The sequence below is a fragment of the Sandarakinorhabdus glacialis genome (assembly GCF_014643455.1).
GTDB classification, from domain to species: Bacteria; Pseudomonadota; Alphaproteobacteria; order Sphingomonadales; family Sphingomonadaceae; genus Sandarakinorhabdus; species Sandarakinorhabdus glacialis.
The window spans coordinates 175,122-197,207 of sequence record NZ_BMJM01000006.1; the positions used below are offsets into that span (position 1 = coordinate 175,122).

The window sequence follows — 22,086 nt, forward strand, 5'->3', positions numbered from 1 at the left end:
AAGACGGTGCCGCAGCCACCCAGCCTTGGCGGCCGGCGATATTTTAGAAGCGCGCGTCGAGGCCGAGGCGGAAGGTGCGCGGCCGCAGTGGCGTGATCTGGCCGGCGCCATCATCGATAAACGGCGTACCGAGCGAGAAACGGTTGCCGATCGTGTCGGCGAGATTGGTGACGCCGAGCGTCAGGCCAAAGGTCGGCCAGCCGAGGCGCGCAGTGACCGAACTATCGAAATAATCGCCCTGCGTATCGCCGAGCACCGGGCCGATGCCAAGGCGCGAGCGGCCGATATACTGGGCGTTGGCGCCGAGATGGAGATCGATCCGATCGGACAGTTCGGTGCGATAGTCGACGCCGATCCGACCGGCATAGCGCGCGACATTGGGGATTTGCGACATCGGCTCCGATGCTGGGCGGAATACCGAATACATGCCGGGATCGGTCACGCGGCTGTCGTTGAAGGTCATGCCGAGATCGAAGCGCAAGCCTTTGACGGGACGCCAACCGCCGGTCAAGGCGATCGAATATATGCGGCCGTCGCCGATGTTGGCAGTGGTCGGCAGGCCGCCGGCGTCGACATAATCGGCCTGGATATCGGTCCAGCGGGTTGCCGACACACTCAGCGCCAGGTCGACCGGATCGCGGCCGGGCGTGCCGTGGCGGGTACCGATCTCCATCGTGGTGACGCGATCGTTCCGGAAGCGGCGGACGAAATCGTCGGCGATTGCCAGGCCACCCGGGCGGAAACCCTGTTGCACGCGAGCGAACAGAATGACGCCGGGCAGGGCAGTGGTGGAGATGGCGAACGATGGCAGGAAGCGGGTTTCGGTGCGATCGGCGGCAAGCGCGGCGCGAGATGCGGCAAGCGCGGCGAGGACGGCGGGCGCGATGTCCTCGCCGGCGCCCGACAGCCGGGCATGGGTGACACGTGCACCGCCGGTGATGGTCAGGCCTTTCGCCAGTTCATAGCTGGCTTCGCCGAATACGGTTGCTTCGTCGATTGTGTTGGTGACGCCGGTCACGGGCGCCGGCGAGGCCAGCGGGCCGAGGGCTCGGTTGAGGCGGGTGCGGTTGTGAAGCAGGCTGACACCGGCGACCCAGCCGTAGCGGTCCGCCATCGGTCGCCACAGACGGGTTTCATTGGCGACGAGAAAATTGTGGTTGGCCTGGGTGAAGACACGGTCGGGGCCACCGGTCTGGCTCGCGTCGAAGGATTCGGTCAGTTCCTGGGCGGCGATGCCGGTCGAAGACAGGAGTTGCAGTTCATCCCATTGCTTGCCAACAACCAGGTCGGCGAGGCCGTAGCGCGCGTCGAAGCCCTGTGCAAAGCGGCTGTTATGACTGAGCGGCGGATCGCCGCGATCGGCATACTGGCTGTCGGCACCGTCGATCGATTGGCCGGTAATGCCAAGGTCGATGGTCCAGTCGTCGCCGGCATCGAGTCGGAGCGTGGCGCGGCCACCATAGGTTCGGATCCGGTTGATATCCTCAAGATGGCGGCCGGTATCGTCGATATAACCGCCGTCGCTGACCGCGTAACCGACGACGCGGAGCGCTGCGGTCTCGCCGATCGGCAAGTTAACCATGCCGCCGAGATCGGCGCCGGGATCGCCGTGCGAAATTGCCGAGACGCCGGCCGAGATCGAAGCTTCGCTGACGCCGGGTCGCGCCGGATTGCGAACGATGCTGATGATGCCGCCGAGTGACCCTGCACCATAGAGCGTGCCCTGCGGGCCTTCCAGAACCTCGACCGAAGCGATGTCGTAGAGCCGCAAGTCCGGGTCGGGTGCATTGTACGTCAGGCGGATATCGCCGAAATACTGGCCGACCGTTGCCTGCGTCGGCCCGGTAAAACTCGAATCGGCAATGCCGCGAATGAACAGCTTGTTTCGACCGGCGCCGAGATGGGTCGATGACACGGTGGCGAGTCGCGACAGAACGGCGTCGGTCCCGCGCTCGCCACCGAAGGCGAGGTCCTGGCCAGCGAGCATGGTGACGCCGCCCTGAAACGTTCCGAGCGGCACGTCGCGCTTGCTGGCGATGACGATGATCGGTGCATCCTCGGTCACTATGGCCGGCAACAAGGCAGCCGGGGCGACCGGCTTGGTTTTCAAGCGCGCGACGCGCCAGTTGCCGGGTCCGATGGCAGTAATTTCGGCCTCTCCTCCGATTAGTCTATGCAGGGCGGTCGCGACCGACATCTCGCCGCGCACGGCCGGCACCTGACACCGCCACAATGCTGCATCGGCGACGCTGATGCTCGCCCCGGCCTGTACACCGAGCAGTGCCACTGCCTCGCCGAGCGTACCGCGCGGGACGTCGATCGGCACCGCCGCAGCAGGTGCGGCAGCGATCAGCACGGCGATGGCAGGAAAGAGGACCTTGCTACGCTTCACGGCGTCTCCGCCGCGAAGCGCCAGCCGTCGCCCTGGCGAACGACCTTCACGCCGAGCAATAGCCCAAGGCCGGCCGGGAGCGCGGTATGGTTATTGTTCAAGCTGATGACGCCGCGGAACGGACGCCCGGCAACGGCGGGATCGGCAACGATGGCGAGGCCGGTGTTGCGCGCCAGGTCGGCGGCGACATCGTCGAGGGGTGCGCCATCATAGACCAACCGGCCACTGCGCCAACCGCCAACGGCAGCGGTGGATGTCCTGGCCAGCACGATTGTTCCCAAGCCATCGACAGCGCGCAGCGAACGTCCTGCCGGCAGGTGCACCGCCTCGCGGTCGGGGTTGAACACGACCGCGCCTTCGGACACGGCGACAGTCGTCAGCGAGCCCGAGCGCGAAACGTTGAAGATCGTACCGACATCGACCAGCGACGCGCTGCCGACCCCGACGCGGAACGGCCGCCGGTCGTCATGGACGACGGTGAAGACGACTTCGCCGCGCTCGAGCACGGCTTCGCGCGGCGCCCGGCGATCGAGCCGCAGCCGCGTTCCACCATTGAGATCGAGCTTGGTGCCGTCGGCGAGGACGAGGCTGCGCGCCACGCCGGCGGGTGTCTCGACAAAATAGGGGGCGGGCCTTGTTTCGAGGACGGCATAGCCGGCAACGACGGCAAGCGAGGCGGCGATCGCGCCGCCGAACCAGGCGCGCGGGACGCGCCGGCGGGGGGCGGGCTGCAAAACCGGCTGCAGGACCAGCGCCGGCCTCGGCTGCGGCACAGCGGCCGCGATCACCGCGATGTCCTGGTCGGCAATCGCCATGGCCTGATAGGAGTCGGCGTGGGCAGGGTTTGCTTCCAGCCAAAGTTCAAAGGCTTCCCAGCCGTCGAAACTAGGATCCTGCATCCGAATCACCCAGTTAAGTGCCGCGTTGTCGATGTTCTGGTCTGGTGTCATGGCGTCCTCAAAGGCATGACGGAGACGTTGCGCTCAAACCTCATCGAAGCGCCCTCGCAGTTCGATCATGGCCCGATAAGCGCGGCGCAGGTCGCTTTCGACAGTGCTCAGGCTGACGCCCAGTTCGGCGGCGATGTCGCGTTGGGGGATGCCGTCCAGCCGGTGACGCCGAAAGATCGTGGCGGTGCGATCGCCGAGCAGCTGGAGTTCGGCTTCGACTGCCAGCAATTGCTCGCGGGCGATGAGCCTGGTCTCGCCTGGCGAAATAACGACCAATCCGGATACCGGCGCATCGCTGGCTTCGACCCAATCCTGTTCGCGGCGTTCGGTCTGGCGTACGCTGCGATAGCGATCGAGCATGAGATTATTGGCGGCGCGATACAGATACGCCAATGGCTGTGCCACCGGCCCGGTATCGACGCGGGACAGCTTGAACCATAGTTCCTGCAGCAGGTCTTCGGCGGCATCGCCGGCACCATGCGCCCGCAGGAAACGCAGCAGGCGCGCGCGATTGGCGAGGAAAATCGCCTCGAGGCCGCCCGTTTCCAAGCTACAAAAACTCCTTCCGCCGCCGAAGCGACCAGACAGTAGGTGGGCCCTAGCCCAAGGCGGCCATTGGCGCCAGTCGTTGCAGGCCGAGCGCTTCGAGCGCTAATCACATATTCTGTATGCAGAATTATATTCTGTATCGAAAAGGTCAGGTTGAGGCGGAAGAAGCATGCGGGCAAACTGGATATCTGGATTTGCGAGAGGATGGACGTTGTACGATCTGGTCTTGCGGGGCGGCACCATCATCGATGGATCGGGCGGTGCGCCGTATATCGGCGACATTGCGATTGTCGGCGATCATATCGCGGCAATCGGCGCGTTTGCCGGCTCCGGAAGCCGCGAACTGGATGCGCACGGCCTGATGGTGACACCTGGCTGGGTCGATATTCACACCCATTACGATGGCCAGATCACCTGGGGATCACGGGTTACGCCGTCGTCGACGCTCGGTGCAACGACGGTCGTTGTCGGCAATTGCGGCGTGGGGTTCGCACCGGTACGGGCGCAGGACCATGATACGCTGATCCGGTTGATGGAGGGCGTCGAGGATATTCCCGGGGCGGCGCTTCACGAAGGCCTGTCGTGGAACTGGGAGAGTTTCGCCGACTATATGGCTGCCATCGATGAACTGCCACACGACATCGACGTCGCTGTCCAGGTGCCCCACGGGGCGCTGAGGGTCTATGTGATGGGCGATCGCGGCGCCAATCGCGATCCGGCGACGGCGCAGGAAAATGCCCAGATGCGGGCGCTGACCGCCGATGCCATTCGCGCCGGAGCGCTGGGTTTCTCGACGACGCGCACGATGGTCCACCGCACGGCGGACGGCGACCTGACGCCGACCGTGGGTGCCGCGCGAGCGGAGATGGAGGCGATCGCGCAAGGCCTAGGCGATGCCGGTGCCGGTGTTTTTCAGTGGGTTTCGGACTTTCGCGACATGGACGAGGAGTTTTCGCTGATCCGCGACCTGACCCGAATCTCGGGTCGGCCGCTGAGTTTTACCATGGTGCAGGCCGATGTGGTGCCCAACCAGTGGCGCGAATTGACCAAGCGGCTCGACCAGGCGGTTATCGACGGATTCCCGATCAAGGCGCAGGTCGCCGGACGCCCGGTCGGGTTGATGCTCGGGCTGCAGGGTTCGGTGCATCCGTTCATCAGCCGCCCGAGCTACCAGGCCATCGCGCACCTGCCGTTGGCGGAAAAAGTCGCTGCGCTGCGCGATCCGGAACTGCGCCAGACGCTTATCGCCGAAGTGCCGCTACCTGACCATCCGTTCGTCAATTCGGTGGCGGGCGCCTATCACAAGATGTTTCCGATCGGTGACCGGGTCGAGTACGAACCCAATCCCGACGACAGTCTCGGGGCCATCGCGGCCCGAACGGGTGTCAACCCAGACGAACTTGTCTACGACGCGTTGCTCGAGGACGAAGGGCGGGCCTTCGTGTTTTTCCCGATGCACAATTACACCGACGGCGACCTCGAGAATGTCCGTCAGATGATTGCCAATCCGAACACGCTGGCGGGATTGTCGGATGGCGGCGCGCATGTCGGGGCAATTTGCGATGTCAGCCTGCCGACGTTCATGCTCACACATTGGTGCCGTGACCGGACGCGCGGACCCCTGCTTGAGCTGGCAGAAACAGTGAAGCAACAGACGCTGGATACGGCGCTGGCCGTTGGGCTGGGCGACCGCGGGCTGTTGGTGATCGGCTATCTTGCCGATATCAATGTCATCGATTTCAAGCGGTTGGAGCTCGGCAAGCCGTACATGGCGTTCGACCTGCCGACCGGCGCACGGCGGCTGATGCAAGGCGCGGAGGGTTATGTCGCGACCATCAAATCGGGACAGGTCATCTATGCGGACGGCCAGCCCACCGAGGCGCTGCCGGGCAAGCTGGTGCGCGGCAGCCAGTCCGTGCCGATTCAGTCGACCGTAGCGGCCTGATGCAACCGCTGATCATCGAAGTGGCATTGAACGGCGGAACGCCGAAGTCGCGCAATCCCAATGTGCCGGTGACGCCGGCCGAGATTACCGCGGCCGCGCTCGCTGCGTTCGATGCCGGCGCGGCGATCGTGCGCAGTCACATCGACAGTTTCGACATGAACGGCGATGCGGCGGTGGCGCGTTACATGGAGGGCTATGCGCCGGTGCTGGCGGCGCGGCCGGATGCGGTCCTGTGGGGCACGGTGGCCGGCGGCAAGGGCGTCGATGCGCGGTTCGGACACTACCGTGGCCTTGCGGCGGCGGGGGTCAGGATGGGGGCTTTTGATCCGGGGTCGGTCAACCTGGGCAGCGAGGGCGAGGACGGCCTGCCGGGCATGTCGATCGTTTATTCTACGTCTTTCAGGGAGATAGCCTGGCTGGCTGATATGCACAGTGAGGCGAAGCTGGGGCCGGGGATCGCAATTTACGAGCCGGGCTGGCTGCGGACCGTGCTGGCCTATGAAAAGGCAGGGCGATTGCCGGCAGGCGCGTTTGTGAAGCTGTATTTTAACGGCCGGTACAATTTCATCGATGGCAAGCGCAGCAATATCGCGTTCGGCTTGCCGCCGACGCGGACGGCGCTCGACGCCTATCTCGAATTGCTCGAGGGGTCGGCATTGCCATGGGCGGTGGCGGCGATCGGCGATTGTGTGATTGATACGGGGATTGCCCGGCTGGCGATCGAGCGCGGCGGGCATGTACGCGTCGGACTGGAAGATTTCGGCGGCGAGCGGGTGCCGACCAATGTCGGGTTGATCGAAGAAGTCGTTGCCCTGGCGCAGGCTGCGGGACGGCCGATCGCGACGCCGCTGCAAGCTGCCGAGATCTTGGGGCTACCACAATGAGTGCGACGCTGCACGCGCTGCCGGTACCGCCGCCGGTCAAGCCGGTGGGTGCGGTGGCGGCGGCGCTGCGGATATTGCGCTGCATTGGGCGGCACGCAGAGAGCGTTCGGCTTTCGGATATCGTTCGCGAGGAGGGGCTTAACCCTTCGACAACGCTCAATATTTTGCGGACGCTTGAACATGAGGGGCTGGTCGGGTTCGACGTGCGCAGCAAGCGATATGCGCTAGCCGATGGTCTTGCCGACCTTGTAGCGCCGGTGCTTGGACGGCGTGATGCCGGGCGGCGGGCCGGGCAGGCCATGACGGCGGCGGCGCAGGAACTGGGGGCAACGATCGGCATGTGGAAGCGGGTCGGAGATGAAGTCGAACTCGTTCGCGTCGGAGAATCGAGTGACGCCATGCGCATCGCCTTCACCGTCGGGCGGCGGTTGCCAATGTTCCTGGGCGCAATGGGCCGGCTGGTCGCGGCGCGCGGGGATTGGAGCGAAATGCAATTGCAACAAGGGTTTGCGGCCGTTCCTTGGGCGCGAGCACCCAATTATGGCGATTGGCGGCGGCAGGTCGAGGAGTCCCGGGCATGCGATACCGGAGTCGATCGCGGGAATGTGACTGCCGGTATCCTGGGTGTGGCGGTGCCGGTCGAGCGCGATGGACCGCTGGTTCATATCTTGGCGGCCGCGCTGTTCGATGCGGGCCAACATCCTGATCTTGTTGCTGTTGCCGAGCGCCTGCGCAGCGTTGCTGCCGCTGCTGCGAACTGAAGGACACGAAGATGCATGATATCCTGGTGAAGAATGGCATTGTCATCGACGGCACGGGCGCGCCGCAGTTTCGCGGCGACGTGGCGATCGCCGACGGCCAAATCGTTGAAGTCGGGCAGGTTTCCGGCGCCGCGCGGCGCGTGATCGATGCCGAGGGTTGTGTGGTAACCCCGGGGTTCGTCGATATCCATACCCATTACGATGGGCAGGTGTGCTGGGACAATGTGCTGGCGCCGTCGTCGATCAACGGCGTCACGTCGGCGGCGATGGGCAATTGCGGGGTCGGATTTGCACCGGCACGGGCCGACAAGCATGACTGGCTGATTCAGTTGCTCGAAGGTGTCGAGGACATTCCGGGGACCGCGCTGACCGAGGGGCTGACCTGGGATTGGGAAAGTTTTCCAGATTATCTCAATAGCTTGGCGGCACGATCTTACACGATGGATTTGGGGACCCACATGCCGCATGCGGCGCTGCGGGCCTATGTCATGGGGGATCGCGGCGGCGATCATCTGGCACTGCCGAGCGAGAGCGAAATTGCCGAGATGGCGCGGTTGACGGTCGAGGCGCTCGATGCGGGGGCGCTGGGCTTTTCGACGTCGCGGACGCATGCGCACCGGAGCCGGGACGGGCTGAATATCGGCACGTTGAGTGCCGGGGATCCGGAGTTGCTGGGCATTGCGGCGGCCATGGGTGCGCGGGGCAAGGGCGTTATCCAATTGATTTCGGACGCTTATCTGACGGCGGACGATGGCTATGCGCAGGCCGAGCTGGGGCTGATCCGGCGGTTGGCGGAGACCAGTGGGCGGCGGCTTTCGTTCACGGTCCAGCAGAGCGATGACTCGCCGGACCGGTGGCGGAGCATCTATCGCGAGATCGATGCGATGGTGGCGGATGGGCTGGAAGTCAACGCACAGGTGGCGCCGCGGCCGATCGGGGCGATTTTGTCTTTTGCTTCAACGACTAATCCGTTTGTGTTGACGCCGACTTATCGCCGTATCGCGGGTGGTAGCGCCGATATCGCCGCGCGCCTGGCGGCGTTGAGGGAACCCGAGGTGCGGGCGGCAATATTGAAGGAACACAATGACTCCCGGCCAACGGAGGGATTTGCGGCGATCCTGACCTGGGGCTTTACGCGGATGTTCCGGATGGGCGACCCGGTCGATTACGAACCGCATGAAAGCCAGTCGCTGGCGGCGGAGGCGACGCGGGCCGGGGCCGGCATGGCGGCGTTCGTTTATGACGTCCTGCTTGAGGAAAACGGACAACGTTTGCTGTATATGCCATTGATAAATTACGCAAAAGGCAATCTTGACGATGTCCATGCGATGATGACCGGGAGTCATGTCCTTTATGGTTTGTCGGATGGCGGGGCGCATTGCGGGACGATCTGTGACGGGAGTTTTCCGACGACGACGGTGGCCTTGTGGTCGAAGGGCAACAAATCGGGGTTGAGCGCGCCTCTGGAAAGCCTTGTGCATGGCTATACGCAGCGCAACGCGGCGCATGTCGGCTGGTACGACCGGGGCGTGGTCAAGCCGGGGTATTTGGGCGATATCAATGTCATAGCGCTCGATGAGCTGTCGCTGAGTCCGCCGGAGATCGTCCAGGATTTGCCGGCGGGGGGGACGCGGCTGCTGCAGCAGCCGCATGGCTATCGGTGGACGATCAAGTCCGGCGTGCCGACGTTCGAGAATGGCGAATGGACCGGGAAGACACCGGGTGGTTTGCTGCGCGGTGAGCAGCGGCGCGGGTAAAGCAGGGGATCCGGGGCTGTTTCGGAGACTGTCGGCGGCCTGTTGGCAGCACGTTTCGGGGATGTCGACGGCTTGTTTGCGCCCGCAAATCGGACTTGGCGGGTATTCCGGCGGACTCAGGCCGTTTTGGCGAAGCCCAGCCGGGTCAGGATCTGGGCGATTTGCTGGCGGCCATAGGGTTTGCCGATGACCGGGACGTCGGGATGGCCGAGGCCCCCCGGGTCGCCGTCGTAGCCGGTGGCGAAGGCAAACGGGATACCGTGCGCGGCGAGGGCGTCAGCGACGGCGATGCTGGTTTCCTTGCCGAGGTTGTAGTCGAGGAGGGCGAAGGCGAAGCTATCGGATTCGATTGCCTCGAGTGCGGCACGGGCGGTGGCGGCGGTGACGACTTCGGAGGCGCCGAAGCCGCGCAACATGTCGGCGCAGTCCATCGCGATGATCATCGTGTCCTCGACAAGCAGGACGTGGAGACCGGCGAGCAAAGCCGGGTTGCGATCGTCGACGAACACGGTTTCGGCGGCGACGTCGGTGCTCGACAGGCCGGCGAGATGGCGGCCGGGAATGCAGAAATTGGCAACGAACCCCGTCGGCAGATATTGCAGCGCCGCCGAGCCGCCGAGATCATAGGGCACCGAGCGTTCGATGATCGCCGAGCCGAAACCACGGCGGGTCGGCGGGACGACTTCGGGACCGCCGCTTTCGGACCAGTCGATGAGCAAGTCGCCGGCGCTGTCGAAGCGCCAGGCGACGGTGACGGTGCCGCCGCCGGCTTCGGCCCCGTCTTCCGACAGGGCGTCATCCGACAGGGCGTCTTCCGATACGCCGCCATTCGACAAAGCGCCGTATTTGGCGGCGTTGGTCATCAATTCGTGGAAGACCAGCGCCAGCGCGGTGAAGGCGGCCGGGCGGACCAGGACGTTGGGACCGGAGAGGCGAACGCGGTCGCGGCGGGGGCCGAGATAGGCGTCGCTTTCGGTGCTGATCAAATCCTTGAGGCGGGCGGGTCCCCAGCGGTCGCTGGTGATCTGGTCGTGGGCGCGGGCGAGCGACTGGACGCGTTTGCCCAATGTTTCGATGAAGCCTTCGGCGTCTTCGGCGCTGGTGCGGGTCTGCGAGATCACGCCGCGGATCAGCGCCAGGATATTGCGGACGCGGTGGTTGAGCTCGGCAATGAGCAGTTCCTGCCCGCTGCGCAGCTGGACATCGGGGCTGAGCAGGCCGCGCGAGCGGTACAGCCCTTCGAGAAGCGCGACCCGGATGGTTTCGGCGGCAACGAGTTCCCCCGGAGTGAAGGACAGTGAGCGCCCGGTGACGAGCTCGGCCCAGGCGTTGAAGCTTTGGCGCGGTGCCAGGCGGCCGTTGGTGCCGGGGCCGTCGCTTTTGTCGGGGTCGCCGGCCCACAGGATCGTGGTCGCCTGTTCGGGTCGGAACAGCAGGAGATAATCCTCGGGTCCGCGCATCAGCGGGATGGCGACGAGGCCGACCGCGGTGTCGGCATGATCGGCCGCCGGGGGGAAAACCGTGGACAGGGCCGCGCTGCTGAACATTCGGTGATGCGTTTCGGCGGCGAGCCAGCTGGTGATCGCGCTGCACTGGGCGGGATTGGGAACGGCGCCGGTCGACCAGATTTTACCATCGACGCGGACGGCAAGGCCGGCGGCGGGGATGATGTCAAAGATCAGTTCGCCGAGGCGGCGGGCGTTGGTGAGCAAGCCGCGGTCATGCTCCATTTCGGCGACCAGCAGCCGTGCCGCGGCATCGGCTCGGGCCTCGTCTTCGGCGGCGTCGCGGCGCAGGCGGCTTTCGAGCATCATCGAGAACATTTCGCCGAACAGCTCGGCGCCGGTGCGATAGGCGAAGCTGGGCAGGCGCGGCGCGGTGTGGTGGCAGGCGAACAGGCCCCATAGCTTGCCGTCGACGACGATCGAGATCGACATCGAGGCAGCGACGCCCATGTTGCGCAGATACTCGATATGGACCGGCGACACGGCGCGAAGGACCGACAGCGATTGATCGAGTTTTTCGGACGCGGCGCTGGGTAGCGAGTCGATCGGCACCGGGTCCGAAGCAACGTCGGCGATGATGCGGAAGGCGCTGCGCAGGTATAGCGCGCGCGCCTGTGCCGGGATGTCGCCGGCGGGATAATGCAGCCCGAGATAGGGGGTGCCGGTGCCGGCGCCGCGCAGCGCCTCCGCGACGACTTCGCCATGGCCATCGGCGTCGAAGCGATAGACCATGACGCGGGCAAAGCCGGTCAGCGCCTGGATGTGGCGGGCGCCGTCGCGCAGGAACGCCGGCAGGGCCTCGCTGTGCTTGAGGCGGGCGAGCATGGCGCGGACCAGGGCGGCGGCTTCGCGCTCGTCGAGCATGGCGGGTTCGGCCTCGATGACGATGGCGTCACCCGACCGGTGCATGGCGATGTCGAACGGCGGCCGGCCGGCGATCAGTTCGATGGCGAACAGCCGGTGTATTTCATCGGTTTCGCGCAGATAGGCGGCCTGGTTGCGCAGCGTGTGGAGCGCCTGCGGAGCGATCAGGTCGGCGGCAATGCTGCCGAGCCAGGCGGCGGGAGGCAGGCCGGTGAAGGCGGCGACATTGGCCGAGACGCGCGTTATCGCCCAATCGAGCGTGAGGGCAAGCAGGAAACCATAGGACTGTACGGTTCCGGGCACATGGATCGGCTCACTGGCACAATCGAGAAGGTCCGTGGTGGCGGCTTCAGTCATTATTGTTGGGCATGCCAATGACCATGGGCAGGATTTGTGCAATAACGTGCATTTCCTGCTCCTTTGGGGCGTGCGGATCCGATGTTTTATTGTGCGATTACTAGACGGAACAAAGCAGCGAATACTTGGGGGTGCCGCTGCGGGAATTTAAAGATTTCATCGGTAACAGTTCCTTGAGACGGGGGATATGGTTATTTCGGGGCTGGCGGTGGGGAGTCTGGCCGGCATAGACTTGCGCGGCGATGAGCTTGACGGCGACACCGGCGGCCTGGGCGTAGATGGCGGGGGTGTCGCCGACGGCGCCAAAATCGACGACACCGGCGTTCATGGCCTCGATGAGGGGTGGGCCGGAGGGGAACTGGGTCCAGGCGAGGGTGATGCCGGCGGCCTCCAGGCGCTTGTCGATGGCACCGCGGGTGCGGGCGATGAAGAGGATGCCGTTGCGCTGGAAGCCGATCGTCAGTCTGGAACCGCCATCCTTTGGCGCGCACGCTGCGACGCCGATCAGGGCGGCCGTGTGCAGCAGGTGGCGGCGATCGATCATGCCAGTCTCCGAAATTCCGGTGACCGTGGCAGGCCTGCGGCGGCGTGACAGCAAAGATTTGGTAGCGAGGCTGATACGAAAACGCCGCCGGGGGTAAGCCGGCGGCGTTCAGGTCGGCTATGCCGGGTTCAGGCGGCGACGGTGGTGCGCGAACGGCGGCGCATGGTGGCGCCGACCAGGCCGAAACCGACCGTGAGCAAGGCCCAGGCGGCTGGCTCGGGAACCGAGGCGAGGGTGTCGGAGAAGGCGAGGTTGTCGACTTCGAAGGCGGGGCTGTTGGACGTGAGCGCGAGGCCCGCGATCAGGCGGCCGTCGCCGTTGATGATGAAGCTGCCCGAGGTCGAGCCGTTGGCCTGACCGCCGGAGAGGATGTCGTCGCCCGAAATCGCTTCGAAGCCGCCATCAGCATAGTTGATGGTCAGCGTGTTGTAGCTGTCGACGGTGCTGTAGTCGAAGCTGAACGAGCGGACATCGTTGGTAAAATCGATGCTGGCTGTGCCGCTGCCGACAGCGAGGTAGGGCGTGGAGTTGCCGGGGATCGCAGCGGCCTGACCGCCCACGTTGCCCGTCGGGAAGAAGAAGCCGCTGCCGGTGACGAGCGACTGGCTTTCGACGCTGTCGAAGTCATTGAACAGCGTGTAGCCGGCCGGGGCACCGAAGACGCCAGGATTGAAGATGATGGTCGCGGCGCCGGCATTGCCGGCAAACGCTGCGGTTGCCACCGCAGCGAGAAGGATGCGCTTGATCATGAAATTTTCCCTATGATAACCACGGGTCGTGATGCGGTCGTCATAGGCTTTGCAAGTTGCATGCCATCGCTCCAACCAACTGAATTGTAAAGTTTTAACATTTTCTAAATTTTCCGATGTGTAAGCCGTGCCGACACTTTCGATATATAGGTCGATCCAACGCACTGAATAAGTTACCGAAAAATGACAGGATCGGTGCCGCAAGGGTGCGCGCGGCCTGGGTCAGATAACGACGAAGCCGTGGGTGGCGTCCTGTTTGAGCTGGTCGACGAGGCCGTATTCCCAGTCGAGATAAGCCTGCATGGCGGCGCGGGGGTTGTCGGTGCCTTCATAGGGGCGGCGGTAGACGTCGTCGAAGGGGCTGAGGGTTTCGCCGTTGCCGGGTTCGAGGGTGCCGCCGGCGGCGATGTGGGCGTTGGTGCCGCCGTTTAGTGCGCGGACGCGGCGGGTGGGAGTGGTGAGTTCGGCGGCGGTGAAGCGGGCGAGGGCGCCGCCGGGGGAGGTGAGGATGATGTCGGCTGCGCTGCTGTCGACGGCGAGGTCGGCGGCCAGGCGTGCGCGGATGGCGAACACCGCGCCGGCGATGTGGCCGCGGCGATAGGCGGGGGAGGGGGCGAGATCGATGAGGCGGGCGCCGGCGGCGAGGGCGGCGGGGATATCGGCGGGGGTGATGGTCTCGGCGTCGGGGAAGGGGGGCAGGGTGACGGGTTCGGTGCCTTTTATGGTGTTTGGGAGGCCGGTGACGACGAGGACGTCCCAGCCCATCTGGGCGAGCCACGAGGCGGTCATGTCGGCGCGGGGGCCGAGATCGTCGTGGAGGACGATGCGGGCGCCGCGGACGGGGGCGGCCATGTCGGTTTCCTGGACGAGCTGCCCGCCGGGATAGTTGCGGAAACCGCGCGGGTGGCCGGCGGCGTGCTCGGCGGGGGTGCGGACATCGAAGCGGTACAGCGTGCGGCCGCGATCGGCGATGAAGCGGTCGAGATCGGCTGGCGTGATGTGGCGGACGCCGGCGCGGTAGGCGACGGCGCGGGCCCGGGTGCGGGCGGTTTCGAGGGCAGGCAGGTCGATTTCGGGGGCGGCGGCGGTGCTGCCCTTGTCGAGATCGAGGCCCTCGAGGGTCCAGCCGATGGTGCCGTTTCTGAGGGCGTAAATCGGGTTGGGCAGGCCGGCGTTGATGAGCGATTGAGCGCCGATCAGGCTGCGGGTGCGGCCGGCGCAGTTGACGATGATGGTGGTGGCAAGATCGGGGGCGAGCAGCGGTGCGCGCAATGCCAGTTCGGCGCCGGGGACGCTGGTGCCGCCGGGGATGTTCATGGTGGCATATTCCTCGAAGCGGCGGGCATCGAGGATGACGAGGTCGTCGCCGCGATCGAGGCGGGCTTTGAGTTCGGGGGCGGGCAGCGAGGGGGTGTGGCGGCGGGCTTCGACGAGTTCGCCGAAGGCTTTCGAGTAGGAGTTTACGTCGCGGAAAACCTCGTAGCCGGCGGCGCGCCAGCCGGCGAGGCCGCCTTCGAGCAGGCTGGAATTGCTGTAGCCGAGGGTGCGGAGGCGGGACAGGGCGCGGGCGGCAAAGCCTTCGCCGTCGTCGTAGAGGACGACGGGGACGGTGCGGCGGGGCAGGCGATCGAGGACTTCGACTTCGAGGCGGGAGAGGGGGAGGTTGGCGGCGAAGAGGGGATGGGCGTTGGCGTAGGCGGCTTCCTCGCGGACGTCGAGGAGGGCGATTTCATGGCGCGCTATGAGCGCGTGGCGGACGTCCTGGGGGCTGGTCATTGGGCGTCGAAGGCCGGGGTTGCAGCGGTGTTGGCATAGCCTGAGACGAAGGGTTTGGCACCGCCGGTGGCGGGGTAGGTGTGGCGCTGGACGGCGCCGATATCGGCGCCATAGGCGTGGATGCTGACCGAGACGCGGTCGGCATGGGCGTTGGCGACCTGGTGGATGTCGCCGGTGCGCGGCGAGACGGTTTCGACTTCGCCGGTGCGCAGGAGTTCGGCGACATCGAGGGCGCGGGGCGGGCAATCGGCGCTGACGGCAAAGCGCTGCGAGCGCTCGGCTCCGCGCAGGACGCCGACGGCGCCCCAGATGGTGTGGTCATGGACGGGGGTGCCCTGGCCGGGACCCCAGACGAAGCTGACCACCGAGAAGCGCGCGGCGGGATCACGGTAGAGGAGATATTGGGTGTAGTGATCGGGGTGCGGCACGGCATAGGCATCGGGCAGCCATTTGTCGTCGGCGACGAGGGTGGTGAGGGCGTTGGCGACGCGGGGGAGGAGGCGGGCTTCGTCGGGATCGGTGACGAGGCTGTTCAGCCGGCTGATGAAGGTTCCGAGCGGGGCGGGGGCTGGCGGCATCAGGCTGTCCTGTAGTCGAAATCGTGGACCCAGAGCGGTGCGACATCGACCTTGGCAGGGATGGCGCCGGCGCGGAAGAAGGTATCGGCGACCTGCTGCTGGGTGGCGATGGCGGCATCGCTGGGCGGAATGAGGTTGGGGGCGGTGGTGCGTTCGGCGCGTTGGCCGCGGTAGAGGGATTCGGGCAGGCCGGTGGCGGCGGCGGCGAGGCGGAAGGTTTCGTCGGGATGGGTTTCGGTCCAGGCGAAGGTGTCGCGGACGCGGCGGAGGTAGGCGGCGACGGCGGTGCGCTTGCTGGGGTCGTCGAGGGCGGATTGCGCTGCGGCGAAGACGTAGTTGCCCGACAGGCGTCCCTTGCCGTTGGTGAGGATGCGCGCGCCGGTGGCTTCGCGGGCGAGGAAGCCGATGGCGCCGAAGATGACCCAGGCGTCGAGGTCGCCGCGTTCGAAGGCGGCGCGGCCGTCCTGCGGGGCGAGGGCGACGGGGGTGATATCGGCGAAGGTGAGGCCGTGCTCGTCGAGGATGCGGAGCAGGATATAGTGCGAGGTGGTGGCGCGGACGTAGCCGATGCGCTTGCCCTTGAGCTGGGCGGTCGATTTGATCGGCGAGTTTTTGGGGACGAGGACGACCTGGTTGGCGACATCGCCCTCGAGGACGGCGACGAGGCGAACGGGGGAATTTTGCCGGGCGATGAACACCGGGGGGATGTCGGACATGCTGCCGAGATCGATGGCGCCGGCGCTGATCGCCTCGGTGATGAGGTTGCCGCTGGCGAATTGGGCTTTCTTGAGGGGAAACGGGAACGCCGGGAGGCCGGCGGCGGCCATCCAGGTTTCGACGTTGCCGCGATAGGTGGCGACGCGGAGGTCGGCGGCGGGCTGGGTGGTTTGCTTGCCGCAGGCGGCGAGGGCGAGAGTCGAGGCGAGGAGCGTGCGACGGGTGAGCATCAGTCGAACAGGTCCGGTTCCTGCTGGGCGATGACGTCCCAATAGGGTTGGAAGGCGTAGAAACCGCCGATGTCGGAGCCCATCTGGTTGGCGGTCAGCCTGGCGATGTCGTCCGGGACGGGCTGGATGGTGCCGGCGGCTTCGGCGAGCAATTGCGCCTGGGCGGCGTTTTCCATGGCGTAGTAGCGCCAGACGGCAGCCTCCAAAGTCGGCGCGACGGTGAGCAGGCCGTGGTTCTGGAGGATGACGGCCTTGTTCGTCGGCCCGAGGGCCTCGGCGATCTTTTCACCTTCGGACGTGTCGAGGACGACGCCGGAGAATTCGCGGAAGAGGCTGTGCCCTTCGTAAAAGGCGCAACTGTCCTGGGTGATGGGGTCGAGCAGGCGGCCGAGCGCCGACCAGGCCTTGCCGTAGAGCGAGTGCGAATGCGCGGCGGCGACGACATCGGGGCGGGCGGCGTGGAGGACCGAATGGATGGCGAAGGCGGCGCGGTTGAGGCGGCGGATGGCGCCGCCGTCGACGATCTCGCCGGAATGGCTGACCAGCATGAGGTCGGAGACGCGGATTTGCGAGAAGGCGACGCCTACCGGGTTGACCCAGAAATGATCGGGCCATTCGGGATCGCGGACGGTGATGTGGCCGGCGCCGCCCATGTCATAGCCCCAGCGGCCGAAGAGACGGTACGAGGCGGCGAGGCGCTGTTTGCGGTAGAGGCGCTCGGCGGCGTGGGTGGGTTGCGGCGGCGAGGAGGCCCAGCCTTCGCCGCGGATGGTGGGGATGGCGCCGGCGGGGAGCGGCGGGAAGGGTTTGGCCGGTTGGGTGCTGGTGGCGAGAGCGACTGACATGGGGGAGCCTTTCAATAGCCGCGCGAGAGATCGACGATGTTGGCGAGGGCGAGGCCAGCGCGGTAGCGATCGAGATTGTCGGCGAAGCGGTAAGCCAGCGCGGCGCGGGTGCCGGCGGTGGCGACGGAGGTATGCGGGGACAGGCGGACGTTCTTGTGGGTGTAGAATGGATGCCCGGCGGGGAGTGGCTCGGGGTGGGTGACGTCGAGGGTGGCGGTGACGGTGCCGGCATCGAGCGCGGCGAGCAAAGCGGTGTCGTCGATGAGGCCGCCGCGGGCGATGTTGATGATGTGCTGGCCGGGTTTGGCGAGGGCGAGGCGGCGGGCGTCGACGAGGTGGTGGGTGTCGTCCGTCAGCGGGGCGGCGAGGACGACGTGGTCGGCGGTTGCGAACAGCGTGTCGGTATCGACGCGGGTTACGCCGGGGATGGAGAAGGGCGCGTCGGTGCGGCGGACAGCGATCACGTTCATGCCGAGGGCCTGGGCGCGGGGGGCGAGTTCTTCAGCGATCGAGCCGAAGCCGATTATGCCGAGTGTCGTGCCGGCGACGGCAGCCAAGGGCGTCGAGGTCCAGCGGTCGGGGGAGTCGATCCAGATTTCGGGGAGGCGCTTGGCGTGGGCGAAGATCGCGGCGAGGGCGAATTCGGCGAGGGCGATCGAGGATGAGCCGCGCGCGGTAGTGACGACCGGGCCTTCGAACAGCCAGGGTGGGTAGAAATCGATGCCGACCGACACCAGCTGGATCCAGTCGATATTGAACGGCCAGCCGCTGGGTTTGCGGGCGGGGAGTTCACCGGGGCGCGAGAAGGGCGCGGCGATGAGGATGCGGGCGTCGCCGGGCAGGTCGTCGGGGACGCCGCGCGGGATGTGGGTGACGGCGAGACCGGGAGGGGTGCCGGTTATGGATGCCGTGAAGGGTTCGGGGAGCTGGCTGATGAGGTGGAGGGTCATTTTGCGAACGCGGCTCGGCCGGCGGCGCGGAGTGCGGCGTCGGCCTGGGGGGTGTGGACGCGGCCGCAGAGGACGTCGCGGAGGTGGCGTTGGAGGGGATTGTGGCGCGACAGGCCGGGGTTGCCCGATAGCGCAACGAGGTCTTGGGTCAGCTTGATGGCGTTTTCGGTGACGGCGTATTTGATCAGGCTGGACTCGGCCGGGCTGATTTCGCCGCGGACGGCGCTGGCGAGGAGCGCGCGGTTGGCCAGCAGCAGCGCATCGGCGGCGCCGACGGCTTCCTGGTAGCGGGGCAGCGACGACAAAGGCGCGCCGAGGTTGGCGGGAATGCGGTTGGCGGCCCAGTGGACGAACCAGTCGCGGGCGTTTTGGGCGATGGCGTCGTAGATGCCGGCGGTGAGCACGGCGTTCCAGGCGAGGAAGCTGGCCTCCGGCGGGGTCGAGGGCGTGCCGACTTTGGTGAGGCCGGTGGCGTGATCGAGCGGGGTGGGGGTGGATTCGAAGATGACGTCGTGGCTGGCGCTCGCACGGAGGCCGGTGTGGTCCCAGGTCTCGTCGATGCGCCAGCCGGGGGCGGAGCGGTGGACGAGGAAGGCGCCGATGCGGGGGGTGGGCTCGTCGGTGACGGCCCAGACGTTGAACCAGCTGAGGACGGGGACGCCGGTGGAGAAGATCTTGCGGCCGGAAATAAGCCAGCGGCCGCCGTCACGGCGCGCGATTGTCGCGGGGACGCCGCCGCGGGCGGGGGTGCCGAGCTCGGGTTCGACGCGGAAGGCGTTGATGAGGGCGCCGTTGCGGACGGAATCTTCGGCGACGCGGCGGCGCGGGCCGTCCAATGGGCCGCCGCGGGTGAGGCCGTTGAGGTGGAGGTAGGTCATCACCAGGATGAGGGCGGTGGCGGGTTCGCCGCGGGCGACGGCGCGGACGACCTTCAAGGTGGTGGCGAGATCGGCGCCGCCGCCGCCGATTTCGGTGGGGGCGGTGAGGCCGATAAGGCCGGCGGCGTGGAGGCGGGCGAAGTTTTCAGCCGGCAGGCGCCCGGTGGCGTCGGCTTCGGCGGCTGTGGCGGCGAAGGCGGTGGTCAGCTCGGCGAGGATTGCGTCGAGGCCCTTGGGGGCGGTGTGGGTGACGACGATAGCACTCATGCCACGGCCTCCCGGCGCTCGACGACGCGGAGCTGGGGCGGGGTGCGATCTTCGGTTCGCGGTTCGGGGATTTCGACGCCGAGGCCGCGGAGGAGCTTGGCGCGCAGGCGCTGGAAGGCGGGATCGGCGGTGTCGCGCGGGCGGGCGATTTCGACGCGCTCGTCGATGGCAATGCGCCCGGCTTCGAGGACGAGGACGCGGTCGGCGAGGAGCACGGCTTCGTCGACATCGTGGGTGACGAGGAGGACGGCGGGTTTATGGGCCTGCCACAGGCTTTCGACGAGGCGGTGCATCTTGATGCGGGTGAGGGCGTCGAGGCTGGCGAAGGGTTCGTCGAGGAGGAGCAGCGCCGGCTCGCGGACGAGGGCGCGGGCGAGGGCGGCGCGCTGGCCTTCGCCGCCGGAGAGGGTGGCGGGCCATGCGTCGGCGCGGTGGGCGAGGCCGACTTCGCCCAGTGCAATGTCGACGCGGGTGGCGCGCTGGACGTTGGTGAGGCCGATGCCGACGTTCTGGCGGACTGTTTTCCAGGGGAGGAGTCTCGCTTCCTGGAAGGCGATGGCGCGGCCGGCAGGGGCGGCGATCGTGCCGGTGTAGCAATTGTCAAGATCGCCAAGGGCGCGGAGGAGGGTGGTTTTTCCCGAGCCGGAGCGTCCGAGCAGGGCGATGAATTCGCCGGGGGCGATATCGAGGTTGAGGTCGGTGAGGATCTGGGCGTCGCCGAAGCTGCGGCTGAGATTGCGGACGGTGACGGCGGGGGTGTCGGAGCGCGACATGAGGAACTATCCTTTTATTAGCGACGGGCGCCAGGCGAGGGCGCGGGATTCGAGGGCGCGGACGCCGGCGTCGGCCGTCAGGCCGATGGCGGCATAGACGAGCAGGCAGACGACGATGACGTCGGTCTGCAGGAAGTCGCGGGCGTTGTTGATGAGATAGCCGAGGCCGGCGGACGCGTTGATCTGCTCGGCGATGACGAGGAGCAGCCAGGAGACGGTGAGGGCCATGCGGAGGCCGAGGAGCAGGCTGGGCATGGCGCCGGGCAGGATGACGTGGCGGATAAGGGCGGGACCCGACAGGCCGAAGGTGCGGGCGGCCTCGATGAGCTTGGGGTCGACGCCGCGGATGCCGTTGTAGAGATTGAGGTAGATCGGGAAGCTGACGCCGAGCGCGATGAGCAGGATCTTGGGCGTCTCGCCGATGCCGAACCAGACGATGAACAGCTGCACCAGCGCGAGGACGGGTAGGGTGCGGAGCATCTGAACGGGCGGATCGACGGCGAGTTCACCGCGCTTCGATAGCCCGGCGATGATGGCGAGGCCGCCGCCGATGAATCCGCCAAGCGCCAGGCCGGTGAGGGCACGGCCGAGCGAGACGACGAGGTTGGACTGGAGCTCGCCCGAGGCGATCATGTCGAACAATGTGGCGACGACCTGGCTGGGAGCGGCGAGGATGCGGGCGGGGATCAGGCCGATGCGGCTGCCGATTTCCCACAGGGCGATGAGGATCAGCGGCGAGACGGCACGGCGGGGCAGGCGAAACCGGCTCGGGGCGTTCGGAATGGCGGCGGCCGTGGTCATGGTCGGAGGCCTTTTTGGTGAGAGTCAGGAATGCGGGTTGGCGGCGCCGGGCACAAACGAGACTATCTGATACGACTGTGAAGCGGTGTTGATAGGAACGAGTCCTACAGCGTTTCCAGGACGTTGCGGGTCAGGCCGGCGAGGCGGTCGACGGCCTTGGCGTGGGCGTTGGTGCTTTGCATGATGCACGAGACTTGCGGCAGGGTGGGCAGCGCCTGGGTATCGAGCGGCGAGAAGCCCTTTAGGAAGAGATCGGTGCGCGCGGTGAGGCCGAGGCCGGCTTCGACGGCGCTGCGCAGGGTCGAGAGATTGGGGGTCTCGACGGCGATGCGATAGGGAATGTCGCGGGCGTCGAGGCTGTTGAGGGCGGCCTCGCGGAAGCGGCACGGCTTTTCGAGGACGGCGAGCGGGAGTGGCCGGCGATCGAGCAGGGCTTCGTCGCCGTACCAGCGCATCGGGGCGGTGCGGATGGTGGCGGGATCGTCGGTGGCGGAGAAGCCGACGAGGACATCGAGTTGCCCGCGCTCCAGCAGGGTCTGAAGCTCGGCGGTGCCGGCGACGCGCGCATAGACATGGCTGTCGGGGTGAAGCTCGGCGAAGCGGGCGAGGATGCCGGTGAGGAACGTTTCAGCGAAATCCTGGACGGTGCCGAAGCGGACCGGGCCGGAGAAGCCGCCGCCCTTGACCGAGAGCAGGGCCTCGTCGTGGAGGCTGAGCAGGCGGCGAGCATAGCCGAGCAGGACGTCACCGGGGGCGGTGAGGACGAGCTTGCGGCCTTCGCGAACGAACAGCGCCTGCTGGACGAGCTCCTCGAGGCGCTTGATCTGCAGGCTGAGCGCCGACTGGGTGACGAAGACCTGCTCGGTGGCCGAAAGCATCGAGCCCGATTCGACGATGGCGACGAAACTGCGGAGCAGCGATGTCGGGAGATTGACCGGCATCAGTTTTTGATGCGCTGACGCGGGGTCGGTGCCAGCCCGCTCCCCCACCCGGCCACCCACATCATATACTTGC

General features: G+C 66.6%; 18 protein-coding genes and 1 pseudogene. 4 read left to right on the forward strand and 15 right to left on the reverse strand.

Annotated elements, in window-relative coordinates; genetic code table 11:
• Nucleotides 1–43: 43 nt before the first annotated feature.
• From IEW98_RS10340 to IEW98_RS10350, 3 genes are read right to left on the reverse strand one after another with little or no spacing between them, the layout of a single operon-like run.
• Complete coding sequence (locus IEW98_RS10340; protein WP_188762862.1) at nt 44–2,392, reverse strand: TonB-dependent receptor; 2,349 nt, start codon at nt 2,390–2,392, stop codon at nt 44–46.
• Nucleotides 2,389–3,342 (reverse strand): FecR family protein, encoded by a 954-nt coding sequence (locus IEW98_RS10345; protein ID WP_188762863.1) that lies wholly within the window; start codon nt 3,340–3,342, stop codon nt 2,389–2,391. The genes IEW98_RS10340 and IEW98_RS10345 overlap by 4 nt, the downstream gene beginning before the upstream one ends.
• Before the next feature lie 33 nt (nt 3,343–3,375).
• Nucleotides 3,376–3,891, reverse strand: coding sequence for an RNA polymerase sigma factor (locus IEW98_RS10350; RefSeq protein ID WP_188762864.1), 516 nt, complete (start codon nt 3,889–3,891; stop codon nt 3,376–3,378).
• A 211-nt stretch (nt 3,892–4,102) separates the two neighbouring features.
• On the opposite strand from IEW98_RS10350, the gene IEW98_RS10355 reads away from it, so the two are divergent.
• The 4 genes from IEW98_RS10355 to IEW98_RS10370 are packed head-to-tail and all read left to right on the forward strand — an operon-like array spanning nt 4,103 to nt 9,238.
• A complete protein-coding gene (locus IEW98_RS10355; RefSeq protein ID WP_308785502.1) occupies nt 4,103–5,836 on the forward strand; it encodes an N-acyl-D-amino-acid deacylase family protein in 1,734 nt (577 codons plus the stop codon).
• Nucleotides 5,836–6,720, forward strand: coding sequence for a beta-keto acid cleavage family enzyme (locus IEW98_RS10360; protein WP_188762866.1), 885 nt, complete (start codon nt 5,836–5,838; stop codon nt 6,718–6,720). Before IEW98_RS10355 ends, IEW98_RS10360 begins: the two co-directional genes overlap by 1 nt.
• The gene (locus tag IEW98_RS10365) at nt 6,717–7,481 is read left to right on the forward strand and encodes an IclR family transcriptional regulator (RefSeq protein ID WP_188762867.1); all 765 of its coding nucleotides are present in this window, start codon (nt 6,717–6,719) and stop codon (nt 7,479–7,481) included. The genes IEW98_RS10360 and IEW98_RS10365 overlap by 4 nt, the downstream gene beginning before the upstream one ends.
• An 11-nt stretch (nt 7,482–7,492) precedes the next feature.
• Nucleotides 7,493–9,238 carry an N-acyl-D-amino-acid deacylase family protein gene (locus IEW98_RS10370; RefSeq protein WP_188762868.1) on the forward strand — a complete coding sequence of 582 codons (1,746 nt, stop codon included), beginning with the start codon at nt 7,493–7,495 and terminating at the stop codon, nt 9,236–9,238.
• Between the two features lie 116 nt (nt 9,239–9,354).
• Here IEW98_RS10370 and IEW98_RS10375 read toward each other — a convergent pair whose 3' ends face one another.
• The 12 genes and pseudogenes from IEW98_RS10375 to IEW98_RS10430 all read right to left on the reverse strand — a co-directional run bounded on the left by IEW98_RS10375 (nt 9,355) and on the right by IEW98_RS10430 (nt 22,013).
• On the reverse strand, nt 9,355–11,964 hold the full coding sequence (locus tag IEW98_RS10375; RefSeq protein WP_188762869.1) for an HWE histidine kinase domain-containing protein: 2,610 nt from the start codon (nt 11,962–11,964) through the stop codon (nt 9,355–9,357).
• A 100-nt stretch (nt 11,965–12,064) separates the two neighbouring features.
• Nucleotides 12,065–12,508 carry a type 2 periplasmic-binding domain-containing protein gene (locus tag IEW98_RS10380; RefSeq protein WP_188762870.1) on the reverse strand — a complete coding sequence of 148 codons (444 nt, stop codon included), beginning with the start codon at nt 12,506–12,508 and terminating at the stop codon, nt 12,065–12,067.
• A 128-nt stretch (nt 12,509–12,636) separates the two neighbouring features.
• A complete protein-coding gene (locus IEW98_RS10385; RefSeq protein WP_188762871.1) occupies nt 12,637–13,257 on the reverse strand; it encodes a PEPxxWA-CTERM sorting domain-containing protein in 621 nt (206 codons plus the stop codon).
• A 738-nt stretch (nt 13,258–13,995) separates the two neighbouring features.
• Nucleotides 13,996–15,033: pseudogene (locus tag IEW98_RS10390) on the reverse strand (rhodanese-like domain-containing protein); the annotation flags it as partial.
• Nucleotides 15,030–15,611, reverse strand: a complete 582-nt coding sequence (locus IEW98_RS10395; RefSeq protein WP_188762873.1) for a cysteine dioxygenase family protein — start codon at nt 15,609–15,611, stop codon at nt 15,030–15,032. The pseudogene IEW98_RS10390 and the gene IEW98_RS10395, both read right to left, overlap by 4 nt.
• Nucleotides 15,611–16,558, reverse strand: coding sequence for an ABC transporter substrate-binding protein (locus IEW98_RS10400; RefSeq protein WP_188762874.1), 948 nt, complete (start codon nt 16,556–16,558; stop codon nt 15,611–15,613). The genes IEW98_RS10395 and IEW98_RS10400 overlap by 1 nt, the downstream gene beginning before the upstream one ends.
• Nucleotides 16,558–17,403: a class II aldolase/adducin family protein gene (locus IEW98_RS10405; RefSeq protein ID WP_188762875.1), complete on the reverse strand. Its 846-nt coding sequence runs from the start codon at nt 17,401–17,403 to the stop codon at nt 16,558–16,560. The genes IEW98_RS10400 and IEW98_RS10405 overlap by 1 nt, the downstream gene beginning before the upstream one ends.
• A gap of 11 nt (nt 17,404–17,414) precedes the next feature.
• The gene (locus tag IEW98_RS10410; RefSeq protein ID WP_188762876.1) at nt 17,415–18,353 is read right to left on the reverse strand and encodes a D-isomer specific 2-hydroxyacid dehydrogenase family protein; all 939 of its coding nucleotides are present in this window, start codon (nt 18,351–18,353) and stop codon (nt 17,415–17,417) included.
• Nucleotides 18,350–19,498, reverse strand: coding sequence for an acyl-CoA dehydrogenase family protein (locus tag IEW98_RS10415; RefSeq protein ID WP_188762877.1), 1,149 nt, complete (start codon nt 19,496–19,498; stop codon nt 18,350–18,352). The genes IEW98_RS10410 and IEW98_RS10415 overlap by 4 nt, the downstream gene beginning before the upstream one ends.
• Nucleotides 19,495–20,271, reverse strand: coding sequence for an ABC transporter ATP-binding protein (locus IEW98_RS10420; protein WP_188762878.1), 777 nt, complete (start codon nt 20,269–20,271; stop codon nt 19,495–19,497). Before IEW98_RS10420 ends, IEW98_RS10415 begins: the two co-directional genes overlap by 4 nt.
• A 6-nt stretch (nt 20,272–20,277) precedes the next feature.
• Nucleotides 20,278–21,072, reverse strand: a complete 795-nt coding sequence (locus tag IEW98_RS10425; RefSeq protein WP_188762879.1) for an ABC transporter permease — start codon at nt 21,070–21,072, stop codon at nt 20,278–20,280.
• Between the two features lie 104 nt (nt 21,073–21,176).
• Nucleotides 21,177–22,013: a LysR substrate-binding domain-containing protein gene (locus IEW98_RS10430; protein WP_188762880.1), complete on the reverse strand. Its 837-nt coding sequence runs from the start codon at nt 22,011–22,013 to the stop codon at nt 21,177–21,179.
• Nucleotides 22,014–22,086 lie beyond the last annotated feature (73 nt).